The sequence below is a fragment of the Vibrio sp. nBUS_14 genome (assembly GCF_051201655.1).
Classification (GTDB): domain Bacteria; phylum Pseudomonadota; class Gammaproteobacteria; order Enterobacterales; family Vibrionaceae; genus Vibrio.
The window spans coordinates 1340956-1365470 of the sequence record NZ_CP179207.1 but is presented as its reverse complement, the minus strand read 5'-3'; the positions used below and the strand labels follow the sequence as shown (position 1 = coordinate 1365470).

20 protein-coding genes and 4 pseudogenes are annotated in these 24515 nt (G+C 43.2%); 10 read left to right on the top strand and 14 right to left on the bottom strand.

Translation table 11 applies throughout. From position 1 onward, the window contains the following. Positions 1–185: 185 nt before the first annotated feature. The 6 genes and pseudogenes from ACMAZD_RS23865 to ACMAZD_RS23840 all read left to right on the top strand — a co-directional run. The gene (locus ACMAZD_RS23865; protein ID WP_435249748.1) at positions 186–929 is read left to right on the top strand and encodes a HupE/UreJ family protein; all 744 of its coding nucleotides are present in this window, start codon (positions 186–188) and stop codon (positions 927–929) included. 18 nt (positions 930–947) lie between these two features. Beyond that, a complete protein-coding gene (locus ACMAZD_RS23860; RefSeq protein WP_435249747.1) occupies positions 948–1610 on the top strand; it encodes a transmembrane anchor protein in 663 nt (220 codons plus the stop codon). 96 nt (positions 1611–1706) lie between these two features. Next, positions 1707–1895 (top strand): DUF1289 domain-containing protein, encoded by a 189-nt coding sequence (locus ACMAZD_RS23855; RefSeq protein ID WP_435249746.1) that lies wholly within the window; start codon positions 1707–1709, stop codon positions 1893–1895. A gap of 58 nt (positions 1896–1953) precedes the next feature. Further along, positions 1954–2142: pseudogene (locus ACMAZD_RS23850) on the top strand (glutamine amidotransferase); the annotation flags it as partial. Positions 2143–2431: 289 nt separating this feature from the next. Beyond that, complete coding sequence (locus ACMAZD_RS23845) at positions 2432–3535, top strand: ISAs1 family transposase (protein ID WP_435247125.1); 1104 nt, start codon at positions 2432–2434, stop codon at positions 3533–3535. Between the two features lie 4 nt (positions 3536–3539). Further along, positions 3540–5627, top strand: a pseudogene (locus ACMAZD_RS23840) (chitinase C-terminal domain-containing protein); the annotation flags it as partial. A gap of 309 nt (positions 5628–5936) precedes the next feature. Here ACMAZD_RS23840 and ACMAZD_RS23835 read toward each other — a convergent pair. Together ACMAZD_RS23835 and ACMAZD_RS23830 are read right to left on the bottom strand one after the other, a co-directional pair. Beyond that, positions 5937–6191 (bottom strand): YgjV family protein, encoded by a 255-nt coding sequence (locus tag ACMAZD_RS23835; RefSeq protein ID WP_435249745.1) that lies wholly within the window; start codon positions 6189–6191, stop codon positions 5937–5939. A gap of 246 nt (positions 6192–6437) precedes the next feature. Continuing rightward, on the bottom strand, positions 6438–7199 hold the full coding sequence (locus ACMAZD_RS23830) for an IS5 family transposase (RefSeq protein ID WP_435249060.1): 762 nt from the start codon (positions 7197–7199) through the stop codon (positions 6438–6440). Positions 7200–7344: 145 nt separating this feature from the next. On the opposite strand from ACMAZD_RS23830, the pseudogene ACMAZD_RS23825 reads away from it, so the two are divergent. From ACMAZD_RS23825 to ACMAZD_RS23815, 3 genes and pseudogenes are all read left to right on the top strand, one after another. Continuing rightward, positions 7345–7935: pseudogene (locus tag ACMAZD_RS23825) on the top strand (DUF4136 domain-containing protein). Positions 7936–8113: 178 nt separating this feature from the next. Beyond that, complete coding sequence (locus ACMAZD_RS23820) at positions 8114–9298, top strand: serine hydrolase (RefSeq protein WP_435249744.1); 1185 nt, start codon at positions 8114–8116, stop codon at positions 9296–9298. Positions 9299–9465: 167 nt separating this feature from the next. Further along, entirely contained in the window at positions 9466–9759 is a 294-nt protein-coding gene (locus tag ACMAZD_RS23815) for a YkgJ family cysteine cluster protein (protein ID WP_435249743.1), read from the top strand. A 150-nt stretch (positions 9760–9909) separates the two neighbouring features. Here the strand turns inward: ACMAZD_RS23815 and ACMAZD_RS23810 are convergent, their stop codons facing one another. The 12 genes and pseudogenes from ACMAZD_RS23810 to ACMAZD_RS23755 all read right to left on the bottom strand — a co-directional run bounded on the left by ACMAZD_RS23810 (position 9910) and on the right by ACMAZD_RS23755 (position 23475). Continuing rightward, a complete protein-coding gene (locus ACMAZD_RS23810; RefSeq protein WP_435249742.1) occupies positions 9910–11592 on the bottom strand; it encodes a pseudouridine synthase in 1683 nt (560 codons plus the stop codon). A 151-nt stretch (positions 11593–11743) separates the two neighbouring features. Continuing rightward, positions 11744–12364, bottom strand: coding sequence for a glutathione S-transferase family protein (locus ACMAZD_RS23805; RefSeq protein ID WP_435249741.1), 621 nt, complete (start codon positions 12362–12364; stop codon positions 11744–11746). Positions 12365–12397: 33 nt separating this feature from the next. Then, positions 12398–12529 (bottom strand): annotated as a pseudogene (locus ACMAZD_RS23800) (NADP-dependent oxidoreductase); the annotation flags it as partial. Between the two features lie 162 nt (positions 12530–12691). Next, positions 12692–13285 carry a TetR/AcrR family transcriptional regulator gene (locus ACMAZD_RS23795; RefSeq protein WP_435249740.1) on the bottom strand — a complete coding sequence of 198 codons (594 nt, stop codon included), beginning with the start codon at positions 13283–13285 and terminating at the stop codon, positions 12692–12694. Between the two features lie 570 nt (positions 13286–13855). Next, positions 13856–14455, bottom strand: coding sequence for a hypothetical protein (locus ACMAZD_RS23790; protein WP_435249064.1), 600 nt, complete (start codon positions 14453–14455; stop codon positions 13856–13858). Position 14456: 1 nt separating this feature from the next. Continuing rightward, on the bottom strand, positions 14457–14762 hold the full coding sequence (locus ACMAZD_RS23785; RefSeq protein WP_435249065.1) for a hypothetical protein: 306 nt from the start codon (positions 14760–14762) through the stop codon (positions 14457–14459). 426 nt (positions 14763–15188) lie between these two features. After that, positions 15189–15596: a UPF0158 family protein gene (locus tag ACMAZD_RS23780; RefSeq protein WP_435249739.1), complete on the bottom strand. Its 408-nt coding sequence runs from the start codon at positions 15594–15596 to the stop codon at positions 15189–15191. Between the two features lie 420 nt (positions 15597–16016). Continuing rightward, positions 16017–17489, bottom strand: coding sequence for a group II intron reverse transcriptase/maturase (ltrA, locus tag ACMAZD_RS23775; protein WP_435247824.1), 1473 nt, complete (start codon positions 17487–17489; stop codon positions 16017–16019). 666 nt (positions 17490–18155) lie between these two features. Beyond that, entirely contained in the window at positions 18156–18554 is a 399-nt protein-coding gene (locus tag ACMAZD_RS23770; RefSeq protein WP_435249408.1) for a hypothetical protein, read from the bottom strand. Further along, positions 18554–20458, bottom strand: a complete 1905-nt coding sequence (locus ACMAZD_RS23765) for a site-specific integrase (protein WP_435249409.1) — start codon at positions 20456–20458, stop codon at positions 18554–18556. The genes ACMAZD_RS23770 and ACMAZD_RS23765 overlap by 1 nt, the downstream gene beginning before the upstream one ends. Before the next feature lie 3 nt (positions 20459–20461). Further along, positions 20462–22204, bottom strand: a complete 1743-nt coding sequence (locus ACMAZD_RS23760) for a hypothetical protein (RefSeq protein WP_435249410.1) — start codon at positions 22202–22204, stop codon at positions 20462–20464. Further along, positions 22201–23475 carry a tyrosine-type recombinase/integrase gene (locus tag ACMAZD_RS23755; protein ID WP_435249738.1) on the bottom strand — a complete coding sequence of 425 codons (1275 nt, stop codon included), beginning with the start codon at positions 23473–23475 and terminating at the stop codon, positions 22201–22203. Before ACMAZD_RS23755 ends, ACMAZD_RS23760 begins: the two co-directional genes overlap by 4 nt. A gap of 221 nt (positions 23476–23696) precedes the next feature. On the opposite strand from ACMAZD_RS23755, the gene ACMAZD_RS23750 reads away from it, so the two are divergent. Beyond that, positions 23697–24458 (top strand): IS5 family transposase, encoded by a 762-nt coding sequence (locus ACMAZD_RS23750; protein WP_102276546.1) that lies wholly within the window; start codon positions 23697–23699, stop codon positions 24456–24458. Positions 24459–24515 lie beyond the last annotated feature (57 nt).

Genomic DNA, 24515 nt, shown 5'->3' with positions numbered 1-24515 from the left:
GCGATATTAAAAGCGCTGAGTCATTCCGTCTTTATCAGAGTGATGGTGTCAACCTATGGCAGGCAGGTCAGCGGAACGCCTATCCATAAACCCTTCCAAATAGAACGTCCTCCAAGAGCGTTGTGTTTACTTGATAACTGCCGCAATCAGCGGCTAAAGAAGATTCAACAAATAATGGAGTTACTATGAACTTACTCTCTTTACGCGAAGTAAGTACGTTGCCTATCATTATGGCGACGTCGCTTCGTAAGGGGATGCTTTATCTCATTCTCGCGTTACTCATGGGGATGAGCACTGACGTTTTTGCTCATGCCGTGGCACAGGGTGACAAAGGTTATATCCAAGAAATCACAGGCACCAATATCATTGCGTTTATTTATCTAGGTGCGAAGCACATGGTAACAGGATATGATCATATCTTGTTTCTATTTGGCGTGATTTTCTTTCTCTACAAAATGAAACACATCGCGTTGTATGTGAGCCTTTTTGCGCTCGGACATTCGTCTACCATGCTGCTTGGTGTGTACTTCAATATCGGCATTAACAGTTACATTATCGATGCCATCATCGGGTTGTCTGTGGTCTACAAGGCAATGGATAACTTAGGCGCGTTTCAGAGTTGGTTTGGCGTACAACCCAATACAAAACTCGCAACCTTGTTGTTCGGGTTCTGCCATGGCTTTGGGTTGTCGTCTAAGATCATCGAATATGATATTTCTCCTGATGGATTAATTCCTAATTTACTAGCGTTCAACATAGGTGTGGAAATAGGGCAATTGATTGCTCTAGGCACCATTTTGATTGTGATGGGCTTTTGGAGGCGGCATACCAGTTTTTATCGTCAAGCCTACTCAGTCAATGTCGTTATAATGAGCTTGGGTTTCATGCTTATCGGTTATCAATTAACGGGCTACGTTGTCGCTCAGTAAATAGAAAAGGAATCAATCATGTACAACACAGATATGCCAAATCGTGCTGAGCTACCGACAATCAAGCAGCTTGTTCGCTCAACCTTTATTGCTCTAGCAACCGCTATTGTTCTGCTCATCACAGTCATTCTGCCTGCTGAGTACGCTATTGACCCAACAGGAATGGGCAGAGCACTGGGATTAACCGAAATGGGTGAAATTAAGGCTCAACTCGCCCAAGAAGCAGAAGAAGACCAAGTTAATAGTGCAGTCGTTGCTGGCACTAAAACGGTTCAAAGCATGCCTGTTAAAGTGGAACCTGAAGTAGTACCTCAACAACTTGAGATGGCTTCTACAAAACTTCAAGTTGCTGTTGCAGTGGAGCCAGTTTGGAAAGACAAAATTATGCTTTCACTGAAACCTGGTCAAGGTGCGGAAGTGAAATTGGTCATGGAAAAAGGTCAAGTTGCCCAATTTGAATGGACCTCGAAAGGTGCCCCCGTCAACTACGACACTCATGGCGATGGTAATGGAAAATCTATTAGCTATGAAAAAGGTCGTGGAGTGCCCAATGATGAAGGGGAGTTGGTAGCGGCTTTTGCAGGAAACCATGGTTGGTTTTTTCGCAACCGAAATGACAACGTTGTTATGGTTATTCTCAGAACGAAAGGTGCTTACGCAGAGATGAAGCGTGTTCTGTAATTAAGCTAAGTCTAGCCTCTATGGAGATGAGTTTCGTAGGGGCTATTTCATATGCCACTAAGGTTACCTGAACCGCACAAATTTGAGGTGGGAGCAATGAAAAAACAAAAGAGTCCTTGTGTCGATCTGTGTGACTTCTCCAATCCTAAAGGTTGGTGTGTAGGTTGTGCCAGAACTCGTGATGAATGTCAGAAATGGAAAACACTAAAACCTTATGCTCTGAATAACTTAAAGAAAGAACTCAAAAAAAGGATGTCACAAATGAGAAGTGACCGCAGCAAATAAGACTCGCTGCAATACCTGACGTTATCCGTATTCTTCTAAATTAGAAAAGACACTGACACAGTGTCATATGGAATTGACTAAAGAAGTCGTAGCGCTGCTCATCGAAAATACTGATCTTAGCAAGGCAGAGGACTTTCGTTTTGTTGAGAACCCTGAAGTATTACTGAGTCATGACTATGATGAGATGAACGAAAAACTACATGGCTTTTTAGATAAGTTGGAACGCTTGTATAAATCACTGAACTAAGTGGTAATTTAGTGTCTTATGAAAATTTGTCGCGGTGTGGTTACCTCAATCAGGCAAGTGTTTATACGTCATAACTTCATATCTAGAGGGGGCGAATTAACCAGCCTGGACCTGTATAACGATGGAAAAGGGCACCAGTAACGGCGCCCTTTGTGTTAGTTAGCAACGCTATAAGTGTCGAAGGGCGGGATCGAACTTTAGTTATTGAAAATAAATAACTTTATTTTCAATTGGAACTTTTCCTGATAGTCACGATCAGATCATGAAATAAAAAATATGAGAAACTCGCATGATTATCATTGAACAGCTAAAAAAAGTGAAAGATACCCGTTCGCACATCAACCAAGTCTACCCTGTTATAGAAGTCGCTTTTGTTGTCATAACAGCCATGCTTTGTGGTCAAAACAAGTGGACGGATATCAAGGATTTTGGTGAAGGAAATATCGACTGGTTACGTGAGTATTTCCCCTACGAAAATGGCCTTCCTACTCGTCATAATATTGCAGCAATTATGAGGACTATTGTTCCTGAAACACTCTTAGAAGCTATGGTGGGCTGGGTTAATTTGCATAGAGAGAGGCATGCTCAACCTATCATCAGTGTTGACGGGAAGGTACTAAAAGGTGCTAAAGCAAACAAACAAGATAACCCCCTTTATATGGTCTCGGCATTCGATGTTGATGAAGGTTTGACCCTCACACATCAACCCTGTAAAGGCAAAGGGACGGAGCTAACAGCGATAAGAAACCTGTTAGATACTTTAGATATAAAAGGATGTCTATTAACGGCTGATGCCCTGCATTGTCAGGTTGAAACTCTGAATAAAGTGGTTGATAAAGGTGGCGATTTCTTAGTGCAAGTCAAACTGAATCAGCCCAGTTTGCTTGCAGAAGTGGATGCACAATTCCAAGACTATTGGTCTTTGCCTGAAGATAAACAAGAGTCATACATCACCGAAGATAAAGGGCATGGCAGAAAAGAGGTTCGTGAGGTTTACGTTCTCCCAGCAGCCTTCAGTGAAGCACTCAGAGAAAAGTGGTCTGTCGTTAAAAGTGTTGTTGCAGTGGTGAGAGATAGAAGTGTCAAAGGGAAAGGAAGTTATGAAACATCGTATTATATTTGCACAGATCACTTGTCGTTAGAGTTAGCCTTACAAGCGACCAGAAAACACTGGCACATCGAGAACCAGCAGCACTGGGCGTTGGACGTTATTTTCAAAGAAGATGAACAATGTATTTATGCTGGAGATTCAGCACTAAATATGGCTTGTTGCAGACGTTTTGTTCAGAACTTGTTTAGAAAATCCGAAGGGAACTTGTCAGTACCCAGGAAGATGAATAAAGCGGTATGGGACAAAGATTACAGAGCTTCGGTTTTGTTTACATCAAATTAACAAAGTACATTCGTGCCCTTGGGAGCAACTTACACACATTAACTACGCTTTCGTAAGCATCGGCTCAGATGGCAAAGTAAATGTGGGTGATGTAAGCGATCCTGAAAACGCAGCGGTGGGTAAAGAATGGCCGGGCGTTGAAGTTGATCCTACATTAGGCTTCAAAGGTCACTTTGGTGCGTTAGCGACAGCGAAGAAAAAATACGGTGTTAAAACGCTAATCTCTATTGGTGGTTGGGCTGAAACCGGTGGTCATTTCGCGACAGACGGCAGCCGAGTGGCTGATGGTGGTTTCTACACTATGACGACAAATGCTGATGGCTCTATCAACCATCAAGGCATCGAAACTTTCGCAACTTCAGCGGTTGAAATGCTTCGCAAATACCAGTTCGATGGTCTAGATATCGATTATGAATACCCAACTTCAATGGCGGGCGCAGGTAATCCATATGATAAAGACTTTATGGAACCACGTCGTCAATACTTGTGGGCTTCGTACCAAGTGTTGATGAAAGTGTTGCGTGAGAAGCTTGATGCGGCGTCTGCGCAAGATGGCAATCACTACATGTTAACTATCGCGGCTCCTTCTTCTGGTTACCTGCTGCGCGGTATGGAAACATTCGACGTAACCAAATATCTCGATTACGTAAACATCATGTCTTATGACCTTCACGGTGCGTGGAACGATCACGTTGGTCATAACGCTGCATTGTTTGACACAGGTAAAGATTCAGAGTTAGCGCAGTGGAACGTTTACGGCACTGCGGCTTACGGTGGCATCGGTTATCTGAACACGGATTGGGCTTACCATTACTTCCGTGGTTCTATGCCAGCAGGTCGTATTAACATCGGTGTGCCTTATTACACTCGTGGTTGGCAAGGCGTGACCGGTGGCGAAAATGGTCTTTGGGGCCGAGCTGCACTTCCAAACCAAGCTGAATGTTCAGCAGGTACGGGTGAAGGAGAGAAGAACAATTGTGGTCATGGTGCAATTGGTATCGATAACATGTGGCACGATACCGATCCGAAGGGCAACGAAATGGGCGCGGGTTCTAACCCAATGTGGCACGCTAAGAACCTAGAGAAAGGTATTTGGGGCTCATATGCTGAGGCTTACAAGCTTGATCCTGTGAACGATCCATCTGATGTTTTAACAGGCACTTACATGCGTAACTATGACAGCGTGGCGGTTGCTCCTTGGTTGTGGAATGCAGAGAAGGGCGTATTCCTTTCAACGGAAGATAAACAGTCTATTGATGTGAAAGCAGACTATGTTATCGACAAAGAGATCGGCGGCATCATGTTCTGGGAACTCGCAGGGGATTATAACTGTTATGTACTCGATGCGAACGGCAACCGAACGTCTATCGATACGACCGAACAAGCGTGTAATAGTGGTAACGGTGAGTTTCATATGGGTAATACAATGACGAAAGCTATCTACGATAAGTTTAAGTCTGCGACTCCGTATGGAAACAAAGTGGCGACTGGCGCTATCCCGACAGAAGCGTTGGATATTACGGTTTCAGTTGGTGGCTTCAAAGTCGGTGACCAAAACTACCCAATTAATCCTAAGATCACGTTTACAAACAACACTGGTCAAGCACTTCCGGGCGGTACCGAGTTCCAGTTCGATATCCCAGTGTCAGCACCTGATAACGCGAAAGATCAATCGGGCGGTGGTTTAACTGTGATTGCTTCGGGTCATACTCGTGCGGATAACATCGGTGGATTAGATGGAACCATGCACCGAGTGGCGTTTACTTTGCCTACATGGGAAGAGCTTCCAGCTGGTGGTGTGTATGAGCTAGATATGGTGTATTACTTGCCAATCTCAGGCCCTGCTAACTATGCAGTAAGCGTGAATTGTGTCGATTATGCATTTAGCTTTGAGCAACCAGACCTACCATTAGGTGATATCAGTTCAGGTGGCGGTAACCCTGGCGATGGTGGCACAAACCCTGGTACATGTGATACAGCTGGTTTAGCGGTTTACCCAGACTTACCTCAGAAAGATTGGGCGGGTAACCCAAGCCATGCAAACACAGGTGACCAAGTGGTTCACAACGGCAGTATTTACCAAGCAAACTAGTGGACAAGTTCTGAACCGGGTAGTGATGGTAGCTGGACCAAAGTGTGTTCATAGTATTGATTTGTTGATAGAGGTGAGAGCTTTCTAGTTCCACCTCCTTAAACAAACCACTTAACGTAGATTCAAACGCCGAACTCAATCCAGTTCGGCGTTTTTTATTCATGGTTTTACTGTGCTTTTCAGCGGTTATATCCGAAAGCTGAAAAGTCGAAGGTAGTATGTGTTTATAGGAACAACAGATATAAAAAAGCCCAAATAGCTCGCTCTATTTGGGCTTTTTCAGAATTATTTGAAACGCGAGTCGCTAATTTACGCTTTCGCTGCTTTCATCGCTTCCGCTTTTTTTTCCTTTTGCATTTTTGCAAGGAAGTAGATGTTTACACAAGCGATAAAGCCGTTGGTGGCTGCAACTGGCCACGCATCAATCATGATGCCGTATGCTGTGAAGAGAGCACAGCCAATAAAGTTAAGGAGACGCAGACGAACGATATCTTTCATTGTTAATGAAATTGCGACCATAATAGACGCAGCGTAACCTAAAATTTCAACCATATTGAATTCCATTGTGTGACCCTCTTAAATTTGCCGATACTTTGTCGGTACCAATTCTTCTCTTCATGAGATGACTGAGGAAGCTCCGTGCCCCGAATGGTCTGGTTTTGTTTAACTGGTTAAACTATACCAACTCTGTTTTTATGATTAAACCCCCAAAACTGGCAGGAGTGAAGGTTAGCGATTACGCAAACGTTTAATGATATTTCTATTAACATAATTACTAGGGCGTGTTGATCTTTGCTGTACATTCCGTGTTCAACAATACATCGGTAGCCACATTAACATGAATGCCAGTGATAACATGCTGGCATAATTCCTTTCTAGCTTGTCATATCTACTTGAAATAGCTCGATAATGCTTAATTCTCCCAAAGGCATTTTCGACCAAGTGACGATACTTGTATAGACACCAATCCATACTGTCTTTGTCTATATCTTGTCCGTAATTGCGTTTAGCAATTACTGTTTCTCCGCCACGTTCCTTAACAAAAGTACCGAAAAGTTCGCTGTCATATCCTTTATCACAAACGATGGTATTAACTTCATCGAGTTGCTCAACTAAGCTTTCGGCATGCACTATATCGTGGCGTTGTCCCTCTGATAAATCAAAGCAAATCGGCAGGCCACCACTATCTACAGCTAAGTGAATTTTGGTTGAGTTGCCCCCGCGACTTTTTCCTATTTGCTCTGAACTTTCAGTAGCTGCACCTGTACTATGCTGATGCGCTCTAACTATAGAGCCATCAAGAAATACCCATTCAAAGTCAGCCATGCTAGATAAGCTTTTGAAAAGATTATCTAAAATCCCTTTCTTTGACCAAAGATTAAATCGTCTGTAAACGGTACTCCACTCTCCGAACTCAGAGGGTAGATCTCGCCAAGGAATACCTGTTCTCATTCGATAAAGTATTCCTTCAAATGTCATTCGATGTTCAGTTTTATCGTAAATACGACCTGTACTTTTCATAACTTGGAGTAGCAGTTCCCAGCGAATATCAGTTAGCATTGTTCTTGGCATGGTATTGGTTATGGTTTTACTTTTGGCGAAGCAAATTATAACTCTTTACCATGCTGTTCAAAAAACACTCACGAAAGATCAACACGCCCTAATTATGTTGGAGGTTGCATTGATAGTTATTCTTATATAGGAAAGGACGCCACGAATGATAAAACGTTCCATTTGTGCAATAAAAAGCATAAAAAAAGCCGCTCTATTGGTGTTAATGGCAGTTGGACTGACCGCTGGTACAACATAAGAGCAGCCAACAGTACATGACTATGGTGTGGTGACCAGTGGTGACTTCGAGTTTATGAAAGATGGGGTGAAGACATACTCGTTGCACCCGCGATCGGAACAGGTATACCTTTCGCAAAAATACGATGAAACTGCAGGGACCGATATGGTGCGTAATGCGATTGAAGATCAGCTGTCTGCGAGAGGATATAGCTCAGAGCAGGGAAGCGGTATCAGCGATGTGGTGGTTGGCTTCGGCCTAGCTGAAGAATCAGAGCTCAATGATAATTCGATTTTTGATGCGGTTCAACTTTCAACGGGGGTGCCATTTTATGATGGTGACGGAAAGATCGCCGAGAAAGGATCGCTGTACATTGCTTTTTTCGTACCTAACTCTCAGGTCGTACAATGGCAAGCATTAGCACAGTCTGGCATTCAACCTGATTTAGAGCCAAGCGAGAGTAAACAGCGCATTACTGGCTTTGTTGAAATGTTATTTAGACACATTTCTGAGCGATAGAATTGGGCGTTGAATGCATTCGTTGAGTCAATATTAGTTGTTGAAAATATGGTCAGATCGCAGATTATACTTTTTTATTTGTAACGAATGGTACAAATACGTAAAGCAACGTAAAGTTCGCGCTTCTTTTGCTAGCATTTGTCTATACTGCTCAAAACGTTAACTTAGGTTTGATTCAATGAAACTGTTTTCCAAATACTCTCTCCCTCTATTAAGTATATTCATTGTAAGTAACGCAGCGATGGTAAGTAATGCAGCTATCGCAGCACCTTCTATAGTACCAAGCCCACCTAGCCTAGGCGCAAAAGGGTATGTGTTAATTGATTTTAATTCTGGTGATGTGCTGGTAGAAAAAAACGCACACACTAAGTTAAACCCAGCGAGTTTGACCAAACTGATGACCAGCTATGTGGCTGGGCAAGAGATGAAGCGAGGCAACATCTCTGCTGACGATCAGGTACGAATCAGTGAGAACGCGTGGGCGAAAAAATTCCCAGACTCATCGAAGATGTTCATTGAAGTGAACACCGATGTAGCGATGATGGATCTTTACCGCGGTTTGATTATTCAATCAGGTAACGATGCGAGTGTAGCGATTGCGGAACACGTAGCAGGTTCGCAAGACGCCTTTGTTGATTTGATGAACTCTTGGGCTACGTCTCTGAAACTAGAAAACACTCATTTTGCGAACGCGCATGGTTTAGACGCTGACGATCTTTATTCGACTCCTTACGATATTGCATTATTAGGTCGTGCGATTATTCGTGACTTACCGGATGTTTATGGCTTATACAGCGAACGTTCGTTCAGTTACAACGGCATCACACAACACAACCGTAATGGCTTACTGCGTGATAGAAGTTTGACGGTTGATGGCATGAAAACGGGCTATACCTCTGGCGCAGGCTACAGTTTGGCGAGTTCGGCAACACAGGGTGAAATGAGACTTATCGCGGTCGTTATGGGCGCATCGAGCGTTAAGAGCCGTGAGTCAGACAGTAAACAGCTATTAAGCTATGGCTTTCGCTTCTTCGATACACTGAACCCACATCAAGGCGGCGACCAAGTGGCTGAAGAGAAGGTATGGTTTGGTGCCAAAGATACATTGAAGCTGGGTGTTGCAGAAGACACGTTTACCACTCTGCCTAAGTCAGACAGTAAAAAGCTAACAGCATCGATTGAACTGGATTCTGAGTTAAAGGCGCCGATTGCAGAAGGCCAAACTCTAGGTGTTGTTCATTACACTGTCGATGGCGAAGATGTTCAAACTCAACCATTGATTGCGCTAGAGGCTGTTGAGCAAGGTGGCATCTTCAAACGTCTGATGGACTACATTAAATTGTTCTTCGCGAGCCTATTTTAAATAGGGTCGTTATTTCGCTAAAACGAGAAAACTTAATGGGCGTTGTGAGCAAATCACAACGTCCATTGTTATTTTTGCCTGTATGAAAATGGTGCCTCTCGCTTTCTTTATTAGCCGTAGCGAGTGGTTTCGATTACTATACGCAAAATTTAGCAGTTTAGTCACTTATGACCATAGAGATAAAGAACGTAACCGAACCCGAAGTAACATGTGCCAATTGTCAGGCATGCTGTTGTCGTTTAGAGGTTATGATCATCACAGATACCGGCGTTCCTGAAGAGCATATTGCTTATGACGAATGGGGCGGCGAGACCATGCTGAGATTAGACGACGGCTGGTGTTCAGCCGTTGATAGAGAAACACTGATGTGTACGATCTACGATAACCGACCTTGGATCTGTCGTGAGTTTGAAATGGGCTCTTTCGAATGCGTCGAGCAACGTACAGATGTGATGGGCTAAGCGTAGGCTGTATCAAAAACAATAACTAAAAGTACTCTATCGATCTGTGATAAATACACCATAAGATTAAATTCAGGGTTCTATATCTTAAGCAGATGTAGAACCCTGAATTGTTTTAGCGAGACAAAACTATTGAGCGATAAGGGTAACCTAAAACTCTGACGGCACTTCAAACTCGATCCACTTGCCTGTTGTTGGGTGAATGAGTTTAAGGTAGCCTGCATGAAGATGCAGACGTTCACGTTTGTAGCCATAAAGGTCATCACCGCGGATTGGTACACCAAGGCCTGACGGGTGAGCGCAATGTACGCGTAGCTGATGGGTGCGGCCTGTCTTAGGGTATAAGTGAACCTTGGTTTTGCCATTGTTATTGCCGACCGCTTCCCAATGAGTTTCTGCGTTACGTCCATGTTCATCGCAAACCAATTGTCTTGGCCTGTCTGTTATGTCGCCGCGCAAGGGCAAGCTAATATCGCCAGAACCACCGTGTATTTCACCATCAAGCAGGGCGGTGTAGCGCTTCTCTACGGTTCTATCGATGAATTGCTTCTGGATATGTTTATTGGACTCTGCGGTTAGTGCCAAAATCAACAATCCAGACGTCGACATATCTAACCTATGGATAATCAAAGGGCCTGTTGCATCGGGGTAGCGCGCTTTAATTCGCGTATAAACAGAGTCTTCGATAAATTTACCAGGAACCGACAAGAACTCCTCGGGTTTATTCACTACCACTATCTCATCATCTTCATAGACAATATCAAAGGATTTACCAACCGCAGGGTTCACTATAAGCGGGTTATCTTCTAATTCGATGCCACTCAGCTGGTGGTCGAGGATCTCGAAGCTTTTGCTTTGGCAAACTGGATAAAGGTTTCCGTGCTGGCGGATGACAGCTATTGGAGGCAATCCCCACCAAAACTCAGATAAAGCTAATGGCTTAAACCCGTGTTCAAAAGCACAATTAAGTAATTTAGGTAGGCAACAGTCGCCAGAGCCATCAAGTGCTTCTTTGCCATCTAACAATTCAAACAGGCTCTTTGATTCAAGATCTTGGTTGATAAAGCGATAATGAGACAAACGTTGCGCTTCCAATTCGGTTGAGATCGCTTGGTATTCTTGCTTGCGGCTCTTGAGTTCATTTTCGATGGCATCAACTTGCGACTGTCGTTCTGCGATCTTTTGTTTCCACTCGACACGGAGCGCTTTTAGGTCGCGCTTCTCTTGGCTGCTTTGGTTGCCTAACTGTTTAAGCAGGTCAGCGGCTGAATCAAGATTCCCCAACGCGTTCTCTTGATTGGCTTTTTCTCTTAGAAGCGTACGTTCAGCCTTGTTGGCAGCCATTGCGATCTGAAATGCTTCAACGGCTTTACTCGCATCGTTTTTGAGTTCATTTAGGCTTGATGTCAATTCATCTAGGTTATGAGTTTGTTCTAGGTTCGTAATGTCATCAACCAAGGCTGCTTGCTTGATTAAGCTTTGCGTATTTTGGACCTGAAACTGTTGTCCATCAAAAGCAGAAGGAACAAAGTCGACGTTTGCTACCTGAGAGGCGAGTGAAGAATCTAACCGCAAACCTGAAAATGCAGAAAGGTACCCTAGCTCTTGAGTTGTTGAATTCTGAACAAGAAGTACGGCATAGAGGTTGCCTTGTGATGTTTTGTTCACACCACAGTCGAGTAATGACTGTTGAAGCTGCTGCATTGCTAACTCACATGTTGGGTGCGGAGTATAGTAATACGGAAACGTAAAACGAGTCGGTAGAGGTAAGTCTACATTCGTATTGTCGTTTTTTAGTTGCAGTGGTGTGTATTGAGCAAGGTTTGCTGACATGAAGATCAAACTCTATGGCTGTTCAGTTAGAGTTCGGTATTGTTGTTGAAATGAAGGCAAATGAGAAGCCAAAGCGAAAGATAAATCGGCTTTGGCTTCATTTAGTTGCTCGTACTTATCCTAAGGACGTACGAGCTTGATTGAAACTCGATCAGTTCGAGTATTCTAGCTCTAGTTGCTCTGCTTTTTGGTAAGCAGGGTGACTCATTAAAAGACTACCGTATTTAGCAATGTTAGGGTAGAGCGCAGTAGCACCGAAGTTACCCACGATTTCCACGATGAACGACATCATGAAATCGGCACCCGTTAGAGTATCGCCAACGAGGTAAGTTTTACCTTCAAGCGCTTCGTTGACAAAGGTTAGGACCTTTTGGTTTTCATCGTCAGCGTAGCCGCCAAGGAAATTAGTCTCGCAACCGTCTTTCATCACAAAGATTTTAAGCAGCATTGGCAAAATACCAGAGCTTTCAGCGAAGTGAAGCCACTGTGAATATTCTACATAATCAGCTGTGCCGCGCACTGGTGCGAACTTACCTTGACCGTATTTATCAATTAGGTACTCGGTGATAGCACCAGACTCGCTGATCACAACGCCATCGTCCTCAATTACCGGAGATTTGCCAAGAGGGTGAACGGACTTCAATTCTGGTGGTGCCAAAAACGTTACACTGTCTCGTTGATACGGTTTGATTTGGTAATCAACACCAAGCTCTTCCAGTAGCCAGATAATACGTTTTGAACGCGATTTGTTTAGGTGATGCAAAGTAATCATGATTCTGCCTATTTTATGTTTCAGCTAATTGAGCTATTTTGCTTCGTTAGTTTTGATAACAAGCTTGCCGAAGTTCTGACCTTCTAATAGACCTATGAAAGCTTGTGGTGCTTGGTCTAGGCCTTCAATCAAGTGCTCACGGTAATGCATCTTGCCTTGAGACAACCGTGAGTCATTGGATATCCTTAATTTTACTTTATGTTCATTTAAAATGAGACCAGTCGTCTAGTCTTGTTGTCTAAAAATCCCGCCGTCATTAAATTGATAAGAGGGCGGGTGACTTCTTTTAAGTTAAAGCAAGTAAAAGCGAATAAGGCGCAGTGCGTGTTAGTGGCTTTTACCCTTTAAAACTTGTTCGGTAAGAGATAGCGCTGATTCTAAGCTACGTGAACTTTGGCTTAGCTTGCTCAACAAACTCGCACCCAACCACATTGAATATAGATTCTGAGCGGCTTGTTGGCTGTCTTTAACCTTGATGGAACCATCTTCAATACCACCAGCAATACAGTGTTGTATTGTCGAGGTTACTTTTCCAGCCCCTTTAAGTAAGGCTTGGCGCATAGGATCAGAAAGATCAGAGACTTCAGCGCTGAGCTTAACAACTAAGCATTTATGAGCGTTACACGTGCCGTTTTCAAACTGTGCCCATCGAAAGAAATAACCGATGATTCTTTGGTAATGGTTGCCTTCACCATGAACTAAAAGGGTTTCAACACGGTTGATGTAATTCTCAAAATAATGCTGGATGAGAGCCTCGCCAAATTGCTCTTTCGATTTAAAGTAGTGGTAAAACGACCCTTTCGGCACGTCCGCTTCTTTAAGCAATTTCGATAAACCAACGCCTGTAAAGCCGTTTTTCACTATTAATTGGTAGCCAACATCTAAAACATGTAGGCGTGTGTCATTCGTTTTTTCGCTCATAGGTAATACTATAATTTAAATTAGACCAGTCGTCTAGTGATTGGTTTTTGGCTTGTTTGAGCCTAGTTTTTGAATCATTTACGACCAGTTGCTTAGAAACATCAAAACTTAAACAATACTAAAACAAACAGTTACGCATAAAAAAGCACATGTAACTAAAAGTTAGATTGGAAACTTAGAAAACTCAGTTCTGGTAACGCCTCTAAGCCGATAATCTAACTTTTATCTAAATTATCTAAGTTTTTGCTCATTTTCGCACTGGAATTAAGATGGATAACAACGAAAAGTTAGATGAGAGGGGAGTTAGAAAAAATCTAAGTTTTTAAGCTTAGCATTAAACCGTAGGTGTGCTGCGTGCCAATAATCGATACAAAGCGAATCCATACATCGTAACTCAGAATTGGACAGGAATCAGTTAGACCTTATGCTCTAAAGCATCTACTTCGGATAAATTTAGATTGGGGAAAACGAGGTCGACGGCTTTGATGTTCGAGGTATTGGCTGCTAACGCAGCCAAATCAGAGGTATAACCGTATAGTAGAAAGAAAAGTTCATGCCTGTTATGTCATTCTACGAAAATGCAGCCGCCAAATTTTTTAACTCACTGAGGTGGCGAGGAATTTTAGGTTGTACAATATCCTCATTAATTTTTAGAATTAGAGATTTAAATACTTCAGTATTATTCTTCAAGCCTTGTGTTTTCATAAGACTATCAATTTCATCTAAACTGTTCTGGTTAAGTTTTAAAGATAGTCTTTTTGATGCCTTTGCTTTCGCAATATCCGCGCTAAGTAAGCTGCCTAAACTTTCAGCAGAATAACGTCCGCTACTCAATGCGTGTAAATAATACAAAACAAGTGGCTTGTTAAAATTTTCTGTCAAGCTTGGTTCAATTATTTGAGATGCCACGGTAAGGATATCTAAGTAATGTGCGGGAACTCTTACATCAACAGGAATTTTCACCTTATTGTATTCGGCCTTCACTTTAGCGGTTGACTGTTTAGGAATACTAACCACTTCATTACAACTATCGCATACGCCAGCAAGCACATTTTTCACTGTACCCGAGTTATCGCTAAAATCTATATCACGCAGAGCGTAAGTCGCATGTGACAAACCACATTTAGGGCAAACTACTTGTCGTTTATCACCCTCTTTTACAATTTTCATCTCAGACCCCACTTTCATGAACGCTTATAAACATTACATCTGGTTCAACGAAATAGAATTTCACATACCATTGCTTACCATCTTTAAATGGTTTGAATACATGTACATCCACTGTATGGGCTTGGTGATGAGGACTAACATCATACTCATTACCTCTTGTAGCTTTAATCAACCCCACAACAAACTCATCAGTCAGTTGACCGCATTGAAAGAGATTCTTCACATCAATATTGTGTCTAACCTCATGATCGTAATCACCATTTTCAATACACTCAATGACCCTTTTCTTTACTTTATTAAATCCCATATTTGTCCGTAATATTATGTACGAAAACGATCGTACAGTCAATTATTGTACGATCGTTTTCGTACGGATCTTTCATTGCGTAAACTGTGTTTAAAGGAGGTGAAGTCAACTTCTTCCCCCTTTAGGGCTGTTATTTCGCATCTAAGCAACACCAAAATCTATTTTAATCATCTGTTTTTAATAGGATATCATCTTTCTCCACCAAAATGACGAACGAGAAAATACGAAAAAGGGGGGGATTTTCTACACACCTCACGTTTAGCATAAGGAAATCTATGGAAAGCTCTCGATGTGGGAGTGAGTGGTTTTACTTTCGCCAACACTAAATGGGGCACAATTTACTTATATAGAGGCTCGGGCTTGTCCAACACTTGGGGTTTAACGTTAGCTACGCAACGCTTAATCCTTATTTGTTATGTACTAGCCCTAATACTTGATATTGTTATCGTCACACCAATCTTTAAGAGCCTGACGCACTGCTAGACTTTGGAACTCATACCATTGATCCAGCGCACCGATTTGCTCAATGTGCGTTCGAAACCTTGAGAATGCTCCTTTGCGACTAAAGTGCTGAGATACGATCTCATATTCTTCAGGGTATCTAGTAGAAATAAAGTCTAGTGCTGTAGATCGGCCTAAACCAAGTTCTTGTTTACTAGGCAGACAACAGTACTGTTCGTTTGAATAGAGGTCTTCTGGCAGGTCTTCCTCTACACCATCACCCACGTAATAAATTTTTCCTGAAACAGTATCAAAATATGCCTCTGCGCCAAAACTAGGATCGCCGGAGGCAAACTCTACCGCAAGCTCCAATTCATCAAAGTTGATATTCATTTGTACTCCTAGCTCACATAGACACATAACGCTTTATCGACGGATTTTTTCCGCAATTATATGCTACCAATGGTAACGCTAATTATATTCCCGTTCAATTTCAAGCCCGTATTGCCTAGCGACTAGGATGCGAACATCAGAAGTTGCCGAAAGTTTCCGTAGTATAACTCCGGCGGCTTCGAATCAATACGATTTCCAACCTATACGCTCCCAAATTGAGCATGGTCTTATCCTAATTTATCGGATTAGATTTAATAGGGAAAACGCTCGCCCCCAAAATGAGTAGATTATTTGTTCTAACAAGGTTTGGTCGGGTAGACGACACTTGTTACCAAGTGCCGTCCCCCTAAGAACCCAGCGTGCAACTTTCACTGCACTAGGCTCAAGCCCTCACGAAGGCATCGTTTGATACCCAGCAACTTATAAAGCAGTGAGAATAGGCTCCTTCCAAGAGTTGCGAGCTTGCCTTTTTGACTTTCTCTTAGCCAAGTATTCTTGGTGTTGAGGGTCATATGGTGTCGCTGCACTTCGGATTTTTACATGCCTCTCGATCGGTACTTTGGCTATTTGGAAGAGATTGAACTGGCAATCCATATCCATGACCTTCTGCCAACCATGAAAATGCCATTGGCCTTTTCGATTGACGAAGTATTTAAGGGCCACCCAAGTTTTGGATTTTGTCGGATGACGCCTCACTGCCCAGTGCCATAATGCTAGAAATAGCTTATGACCAACATATCCGAATACCTGTTTAGCCACGCAATGGCGATAATAATTAGCCCAACCCCTTAATTTCGGATTTATCAGTTTGATAAGATCGTTTACAGAGGTTGTTGCATGCTTTTTGATGAGTTCGCGCAGATTACTCAAGAACAGCAATGTGTTAGATTTACTCGGTTTAATGAGCAATTTCCCTTTGTACTTCCTATGGTTGAATCCTAGAAAGTTAAAGCCGTTATCGATGTGTGTAATGTGCGTTTTCTCTTCGGATAATGTTAATCCTCTTTCCGCTAAAAAGTCAGCGATCAACGGTTTAATATCGTTCTCCAACACTTCCTTTGAAGTGCAGGTGACGACGAAATCGTCGGCGTATCCAATGAAATTGGCTCTACTACCCTTTTTGAGGGCCGTAGACTTAATATGCTGCTCAAGTCCAGCAAGAGTCATTAGCATCAAGGTTGGTGATATTATCCCACCTTGTGGTGTTCCCTCATCGGTGCGATAAAACAGACCTTTGTCCATAAAGCCAGATTTTAGCCATTGTTCCAACATTCTCTTATCAATAGCGATGTTATCAAGAAGCCATTGATGGCCGATCTTGTCGAAACAAGCTTTAATATCCCCTTCAAGTACCCATTTAGCTGATTTCTTTAATGCCAAACATTTGAAACACTGCCCAACTGCATCGGCAGTACTGCGATTTGGCCTAAATCCATAACTGTTAGGGTCAGCAAACGTTTCCGATATAGGCTCTAATGCAAGAAGATGGAGGGCTTGTTGCGCTCTGTCTATCATGCATGGAATGCCTAATGGTCTGAGCTTGCCGTTCTTTTTAGGGATGTAGATACGCTTGAGCGGTTGGGCTTTGTACGCCTTTCGACTCAATTGATTAACTGCTTTTATGCGGCGTGCATCTGTGTTCCAGATGACACCATCTATTCCAGGCGTTTTACTACCTTTATTTTGAGATACTCGCCTTACCGCAAGAAGCTTGGCTGAGCGAGAATGAGTTAGTATCCACTGCAAGGCTTTCGCTTTACCGTGTTTACCTTCTCTAGTTGCCTTTGCGATACGCATCTGAAGCTTTAATACATGCGATTCAATAGGTTTCCAGTCGATAGACTGCCATTGAGCACTGTCAGGAGAGGCACTAATCTCTTTAGAAATCATCATTTGCGTTTCTCCTTAAATAAAGTTCTTCAAACTTTCTCGCAACGAAAGACCAGTCGGAAGTGGGCTCACTTTCGTGACCAGACACGGGTCTGTATCTGCATCGTTACAATGCAGCCTTCGCTTTCTCCGACCTCCTTTACCCGCATCGCTATCGGCCACAAGGGCTTTCCCATAGGGAACGATACAGGCTTACCCTGTTCCGTATGTTACGTAAAATGTCAACTTAGATGCCCACTCTAGTGCGGAGAGTACTTTGATCACGAAAGGCCAATGCCCAACTCCTTTCCGACTCTCGTTGCCGTTTTGGCTACAGCGTATTAACCACTTCCGCTGCTTCATCGTATAACGCACCTTACATGGATTCACATTACATTCATCATATTGACTCCCTAGCACTCACCCGAGCTGTGGTTCTCAGGAGGAACATCTTCTCACGATTCCGTTCCCACTCAGCTAACGACTGAGTTTCGTTACATTGTCGGTTCCGCTGCTTTATTCAGGAACCTAGGGTCATCTGGTGATACAGATGGTTCACTCTTGTCGTGGTGAACAACGCTTCATACGACTTCAGGTCGCACGGGCAAAGACGAGTTAGCGACCTCTTCAGCCCTTCTGTTCAGCCCTTCTGTTCAGCCCTTCTGACCTGTTCAGCCCCTCTTTTTAAACTTAAGCCTTGATGTTCTTCACATTAGTAGACTGCTTTCTTGTTGATGTCTTGTAGCGGTGCAACTCCCACGTTAACTGAGCCACGGACGTTGCCATTACTTTCATTTCATCTCTAAACTGGTCATTCTCGGCTCTTAGGCGTTTATTTGACTCTTCCAAATCATCATATCTTTCCTTATCAACCTGCTTCTTCTTTTTGGATTCCCCTTTCTTAGCCACGACGGGGTTAGGGTGGTAGCGAGCCTTTTCTGCCTGAACCATTTCCAAGATAGTAGGGTGATTCTTGCATGACCCGTTTGCCACGCCTGCCCTTTTTTCGACTGCATAGGGGCTCACCTTCTTGCCTTCCTTTTTCAGTGCTTCGAAGGCATTAATCAGCTTGGTTTTTACGTTTGCCATTACAACGCTCCTAATTCAAATCGTTCAAACTCGATGTTATGATCACGCATCACTTTCTCGGCAGCACGGATGTCTGTTAACTCACGAGCGAGCGTGTTCTGGTTGTAGAACCCCATGTCTTTCATTTGCTGTAATCTTCCTGCAATTCGTCTGTGACGCTCTTGCCAACGCTGCGCCTCTTCCTGATTAATGTTTAAATTTTCACAGTCACGACCAACACAACTTGATGGCTCAAACAAGTGCTCCATTTTGCACTTAAAACCAGCAAAGCATCTGCCATAACCTGTCGATTTATTTGCCCCTTTTGTTTTCTTGGCAAGCTCTTCAAATCGCTCTTCGGTCATTACGTTAGGGTCACCCTCAAACGCTTTCATAAACCCACCTGACTGTTCTTCAGGGTGGTCTATCATGTCCCGCAGATAGGTTTTATGGCTTTCCATTTCTGCGTCTTCAACCGCCTTCTTGATGTTGGCGGGATTCTCGATTCCAAGCAACGTTAAGACCTCAGCATGACTGGCATAAATAGCGGTCATTGATAGGCTAATGTGTTTGAACTGATGCTTCAAAGCCGCCAGCGACACTAAACCATTTCCGACCAGAAAATGGGCAAAGGTACGTCTCAGTGAGTGAGTCGAAAAGTGCCAATAAAACGTGCCATCCTCCCGCTCTTTAATAGGGTTATATTGAGCAGGTACGACAGGGTTTAGCAAGCCATACACCTCATCCATTTCATCGGGGTCATAGGTAATATCAAGGTGCTTTGAGTAGCCAGTAATGCTATGTCCAAGGTTTGTTGTATTTAGCACCACATCGTTTAGCTGACGTTTGATGATATCACTAACCCCATGCTTACCATCGAATCTAAATCGTGGTGAACAGTGAATGTCACCTTTATTGGATCGATAGTCATTATTTAGTACTGTTAAAACCTCTAGCGCCTTTTCACAGATAGGGGCGCACGCCCATGCATCCTCTCTAGGTAATGTCTCTAACTTACGAGTCCAAGAACGCAGTGTGCATAGCTTGATACCGTCAAGGTCAACTTCTTTGTAAGAGGTCGAGTCTATTTGTGTTAACTCACTGATTCGCATGCCCGTAAAGGCAGAAAGCGTCATAAAACAAGCACCTTCTATCGCCCTGAATTCATCACAGGCTTGGCGCTCGGTAATCCCATACTTTTGAGCATAAGCTTTTACATCGGTAAGGTTTTCCAGTTTTTCATGTGCAGCGGTGACATCTTCTATCAAGCGCCCCATCAGTTGCTCATAAATAACAGGAATAACCGTCGGGTAATGCCCTTTACCAGCGCTTGAATACTGCTTGGCGATTTGTTTGAGGCTTTTTCCTTCTTGAATACCGAGTGAAAAGTGACGCTGCTCTGGGAAGTGTTTGTTGAGTTGCCTAAGGACGCTTAGTGCTTCTAATCGAAGTTTTACCGTCTTTTCACTGTGCTTTTTCTGTTCATGAAGCAATTGACAAAAAACCAACTCATTACTGAGTAGAGAGAAGGAGTCAATGGAAGTGTCTTTAAATACTCTCAGGGCATAGTTTGACTTAACCGCTATCTCCCGACACTGACTAAATTTACGAAAAATGCCCCCATCCATGTGAAGCAGGTTACCTTTTGCTCCCCAAATCAAAAAATAGAGTCGCTGCTTGAGTTCAATAAGCAGATTGGGGTTGTGCTTTTTTGGGTGAAAACTAATTTGGTAGTTCGATTTCGTGTCGTTCGTGAGATTAAAAAATGCATTAAAATCCCAAACATCATCACCGAAATAGGAAACTGGGTTGCCTTCTTTATCCACGCTCACTACTGCGTCGTCACTAGGCATGGGAAACGGGTTCGATGCTAGCGGTAGAGCATACTTTTCAAACTTATTGAAATCATGACTGATACTGTACATGGTTTACCCCCTGAATATGTCCATAACGGAGTTTTCATCCCACAGAGGGTGGCACTCTCGCTCTAATTGCTTCATCGCAGCTTTGAGGTGAGCCTTTTTAAACCGTGCTTTGAGCTTATTTAGGTTCGCCTTCACTTCACCAAAGTTCGTGATGAAGTGCTCTACGTTTTGGTGCACCAACATGGCTTCATTCAGTCGCTTCTCAAAGGACAGCAGTCGCCATATGTCATGTGGGTCATCCACGATGCCAAAATTCGAGCAGCCAAAGCATTTCACGACGAAGCCGCAACCTAGCTGGGATTTTTCTTCATCCGAAAGGACACCACTTCTGTCTACGGTTTTCTGGAATTCCTTTTTTTGAGGAGTGTCGGCACCCTTACAAAAACCACCGTTCTGATTCTCAGCCACGCGGTGCTCAGTATCGGCTTCCTTTAAGGCTTCCCATTTCTCATGCGAAATCACCTCACCAATCGCTTCTTTGGCTTGTGCCACCGCGACAACCGTTCCCCCATCGGGATTTTCACCCAAGTTGTGCAAAGCCGTTAGGCCAAGTGCTAATTGGTTTCTGGCTTCGCCTTTAGTGACTTTGCCATACTTGGCGTTGTCATAAGTATCAGATGCATTGCGGGTGTTTTGTGCCGCCTTGCTTCGCCCTAGCTTATGCTCTGCGTACTGCTTAATGGATGATTTCAATAGTTCACAGTTCAAGCGAAAATCAGGGTTCTTTTCTATTAAAGCTTGGATGCGCTTGGAGTGTTTAACCAGATAATCTTGAGCATAGATATTGAGGTTATTTACGGTTGGAACATCACCATTCATCTTTCGGAATAGATAATGCTTATCCAAACCCAGAAAAGTAGAATGCGCCTTAGATAACGCAAGGTGTTCTTCAAAAAAACGCTTACAGGAGGCTCTAGGCGTGAATGAGCGAAGTTCAACCGTGTTTCCGCGAGTCTTAAATCCCTCAATGCTGATGCGACCTGCTCCTGACTTCTGGCACACCCATTCATCTTCTAAAAACATACTTAAGGTTTCTGTTTGCCCTGTTCCGAGATAGTAGATGGTCAGCAACACCGCATTGTAAACCAACCTATCAAACGCTAACTTTCTTTGATACTCAGATAGTGACTCATCCTGATAGCGCTCTAACAGCGCTCTGCGGTCAGCGAGCAAGGCGAAGGCAATAGAGCGCAACTGCTTTGAGTTGTAGTTGTCAGAATCTAAAGACGCTGAATTCGTATCAAGGTTTCTGGCTGCTTTAGGGATTGTTCCGAAGCCAAACTTTTTGCAGATTGAATTTAGGTTTGAACCTAGCCAGCCAAGATATTTCGGTTTGATAGACTTACCATACAACCCCTTACCTGTACTTGCCATTGAAAGGTAAGTCGCATGGATGTACTGAATACATGTTTCAGTAGAAAACTGAACTTTGGTTTTTCGTTTTCCGCTTTGGGCATTGAATGCATGACGAATAATTTGTCGGACATTACGGAATTGCTCCACCTTTGATGCTTCGCGCCACCCTGACTGCTGGAACTTGGAAATCAGCAAGCGAATATGCTCATCCGTGGCATACGCCTTTAGCTCCGCAAAGTCACACGTTGAGTTGTAACCATTACTGTTCTTCCAAGTATATTTCCACTTGGTAATTGCCGTCAGTGTGTTGTCGGTGACCATCTCCGTGGTCGGTGTAGAGCGATAAGCACGAGCGTTTTCTTTGGGTTCGGTATCCATTACATCAGTCACGATAGCGTTTCATCCTCTAGCAAGTTCATGGTTATCTCGGGGATTTGGTTCTTTTCAGGATTGCCCTCGTAATGCTTGAGGTACAGCATGGTGGTTTCTAAATCTTTATGACCCATTTCGTCCTTTAGCATTTTCAGCGCTTGCATCATCGACAACTCTTTAATTTGAGCCAACGACTCAAGCTTATAAGCGCCAAACGTTGCCCTGCAATCATGCTCTTTATGCTTAAAGTGAGGATTACTGTTCTCTTGTATCGCAGCGCGTAACTTAGCCCACAATGAGTTGAGACTCTTAGTGGTGAACGGTTCTCCATCCTTATTGATAAAAGCGGGAGGGTTCATATCACCCGTATTCATGAAGTACAACTGTTGCCGCTTTTTATATCGCTCACTTTCATGGTACTCATTAAGTGACTTCATCAACCAAACAGGCATAGAGACTTGTCGGTTGATATCATATTTGGTTTTGCAGTCGTGGTCAGGCCCAATCCAGATGCCCGTTAGTGTCTTCCCTTTGAAGCCCTTGGGAATAGCAAAGTGTTTAGGCTTAATGTCTGTGACCTCTATAGCGCGAAGCCCTACAGAAAGCGCCACACTAATCATTAAACGAAATTCTTTAGACAGCCCATTGCAACGCCAATTGTCCCTCACATGCTGTAGGTCAAGGTCATTCAATGGCTGTAGATTGGTTTCTCTGGTTGCGCTTCGGATTGAGCAGTCCGTCAAGGTCTGCCCGTACTTGGTAGTGCCCGTCACTTCAAACGGCAATTGAGAAATGTACCCATGGCGGTAACAAAACAGATAGAAGCGCCTCGCAATTGACAGAGCTGAAACGGCAGTGCTTCGACTCAAGTTACCTTTTTCTATCTCACCTTCTAAATAAGCTCGATAAAGGAAAATTGGGTAGCGCTGTAATCGCTCTTCGTGGTCGTCCCATTTTAGATTGTTGGCATCCAAGTATCGGTAATACCTCAACAGATGAAAGCACGTTGGCTTAACGTCCTTCGCCCCCTCTACGATACGACGACTTAAGATGTAAGCATTGGGCTCAAACACTGGCTTACCTTCGCTGGTAAACAGCATGAGAACACCTTTGAATGACATTGGCTTATCAACGGTAAACAATTCCTGAGTGTCTTCGTATGACACCGAATTTTCAGCGCCAAAGGAGATGGCAATCTCTTTAGTTACCTCAACGTCACCGATGTTAATGTATTCCGCTGTCTCTATGAGGTGATAGAAGTGCTCCATACCTGACTTTATCTCAATCAATCAAATCTAATTATAAGTATTACTTGCAATCTAATTTTGTCAATGTATATTTATATCTAGTGTTAATCTAATTATAACTATTGGAATTCTAAGTCGAATGAAAAAAAACCCACTACTAAGAGTGGGTTACTAGGGCGTGTTGATCTTTCGTGAGTGTTTTTTGAACAGCATGGTAAAGAGTTATAATTTGCTTCGCCAAAAGTAAAACCATAACCAATACCATGCCAAGAACAATGCTAACTGATATTCGCTGGGAACTGCTACTCCAAGTTATGAAAAGTACAGGTCGTATTTACGATAAAACTGAACATCGAATGACATTTGAAGGAATACTTTATCGAATGAGAACAGGTATTCCTTGGCGAGATCTACCCTCTGAGTTCGGAGAGTGGAGTACCGTTTACAGACGATTTAATCTTTGGTCAAAGAAAGGGATTTTAGATAATCTTTTCAAAAGCTTATCTAGCATGGCTGACTTTGAATGGGTATTTCTTGATGGCTCTATAGTTAGAGCGCATCAGCATAGTACAGGTGCAGCTACTGAAAGTTCAGAGCAAATAGGAAAAAGTCGCGGGGGCAACTCAACCAAAATTCACTTAGCTGTAGATAGTGGTGGCCTGCCGATTTGCTTTGATTTATCAGAGGGACAACGCCACGATATAGTGCATGCCGAAAGCTTAGTTGAGCAACTCGATGAAGTTAATACCATCGTTTGTGATAAAGGATATGACAGCGAACCTTTCCGTACTTTTGTTAAGGAACGTGGCGGAGAAACAGTAATTGCTAAACGCAATTACGGACAAGATATAGACAAAGACAGTATGGATTGGTGTCTATACAAGTATCGTCACTTGGTCGAAAATGCCTTTGGGAGAATTAAGCATTATCGAGCTATTTCAAGTAGATATGACAAGCTAGAAAGGAATTATGCCAGCATGTTATCACTGGCATTCATGTTAATGTGGCTACCGATGTATTGTTGAACACGGAATGTACAGCAAAGATCAACACGCCCTAACATTGTTACAAGTAAATTAGAG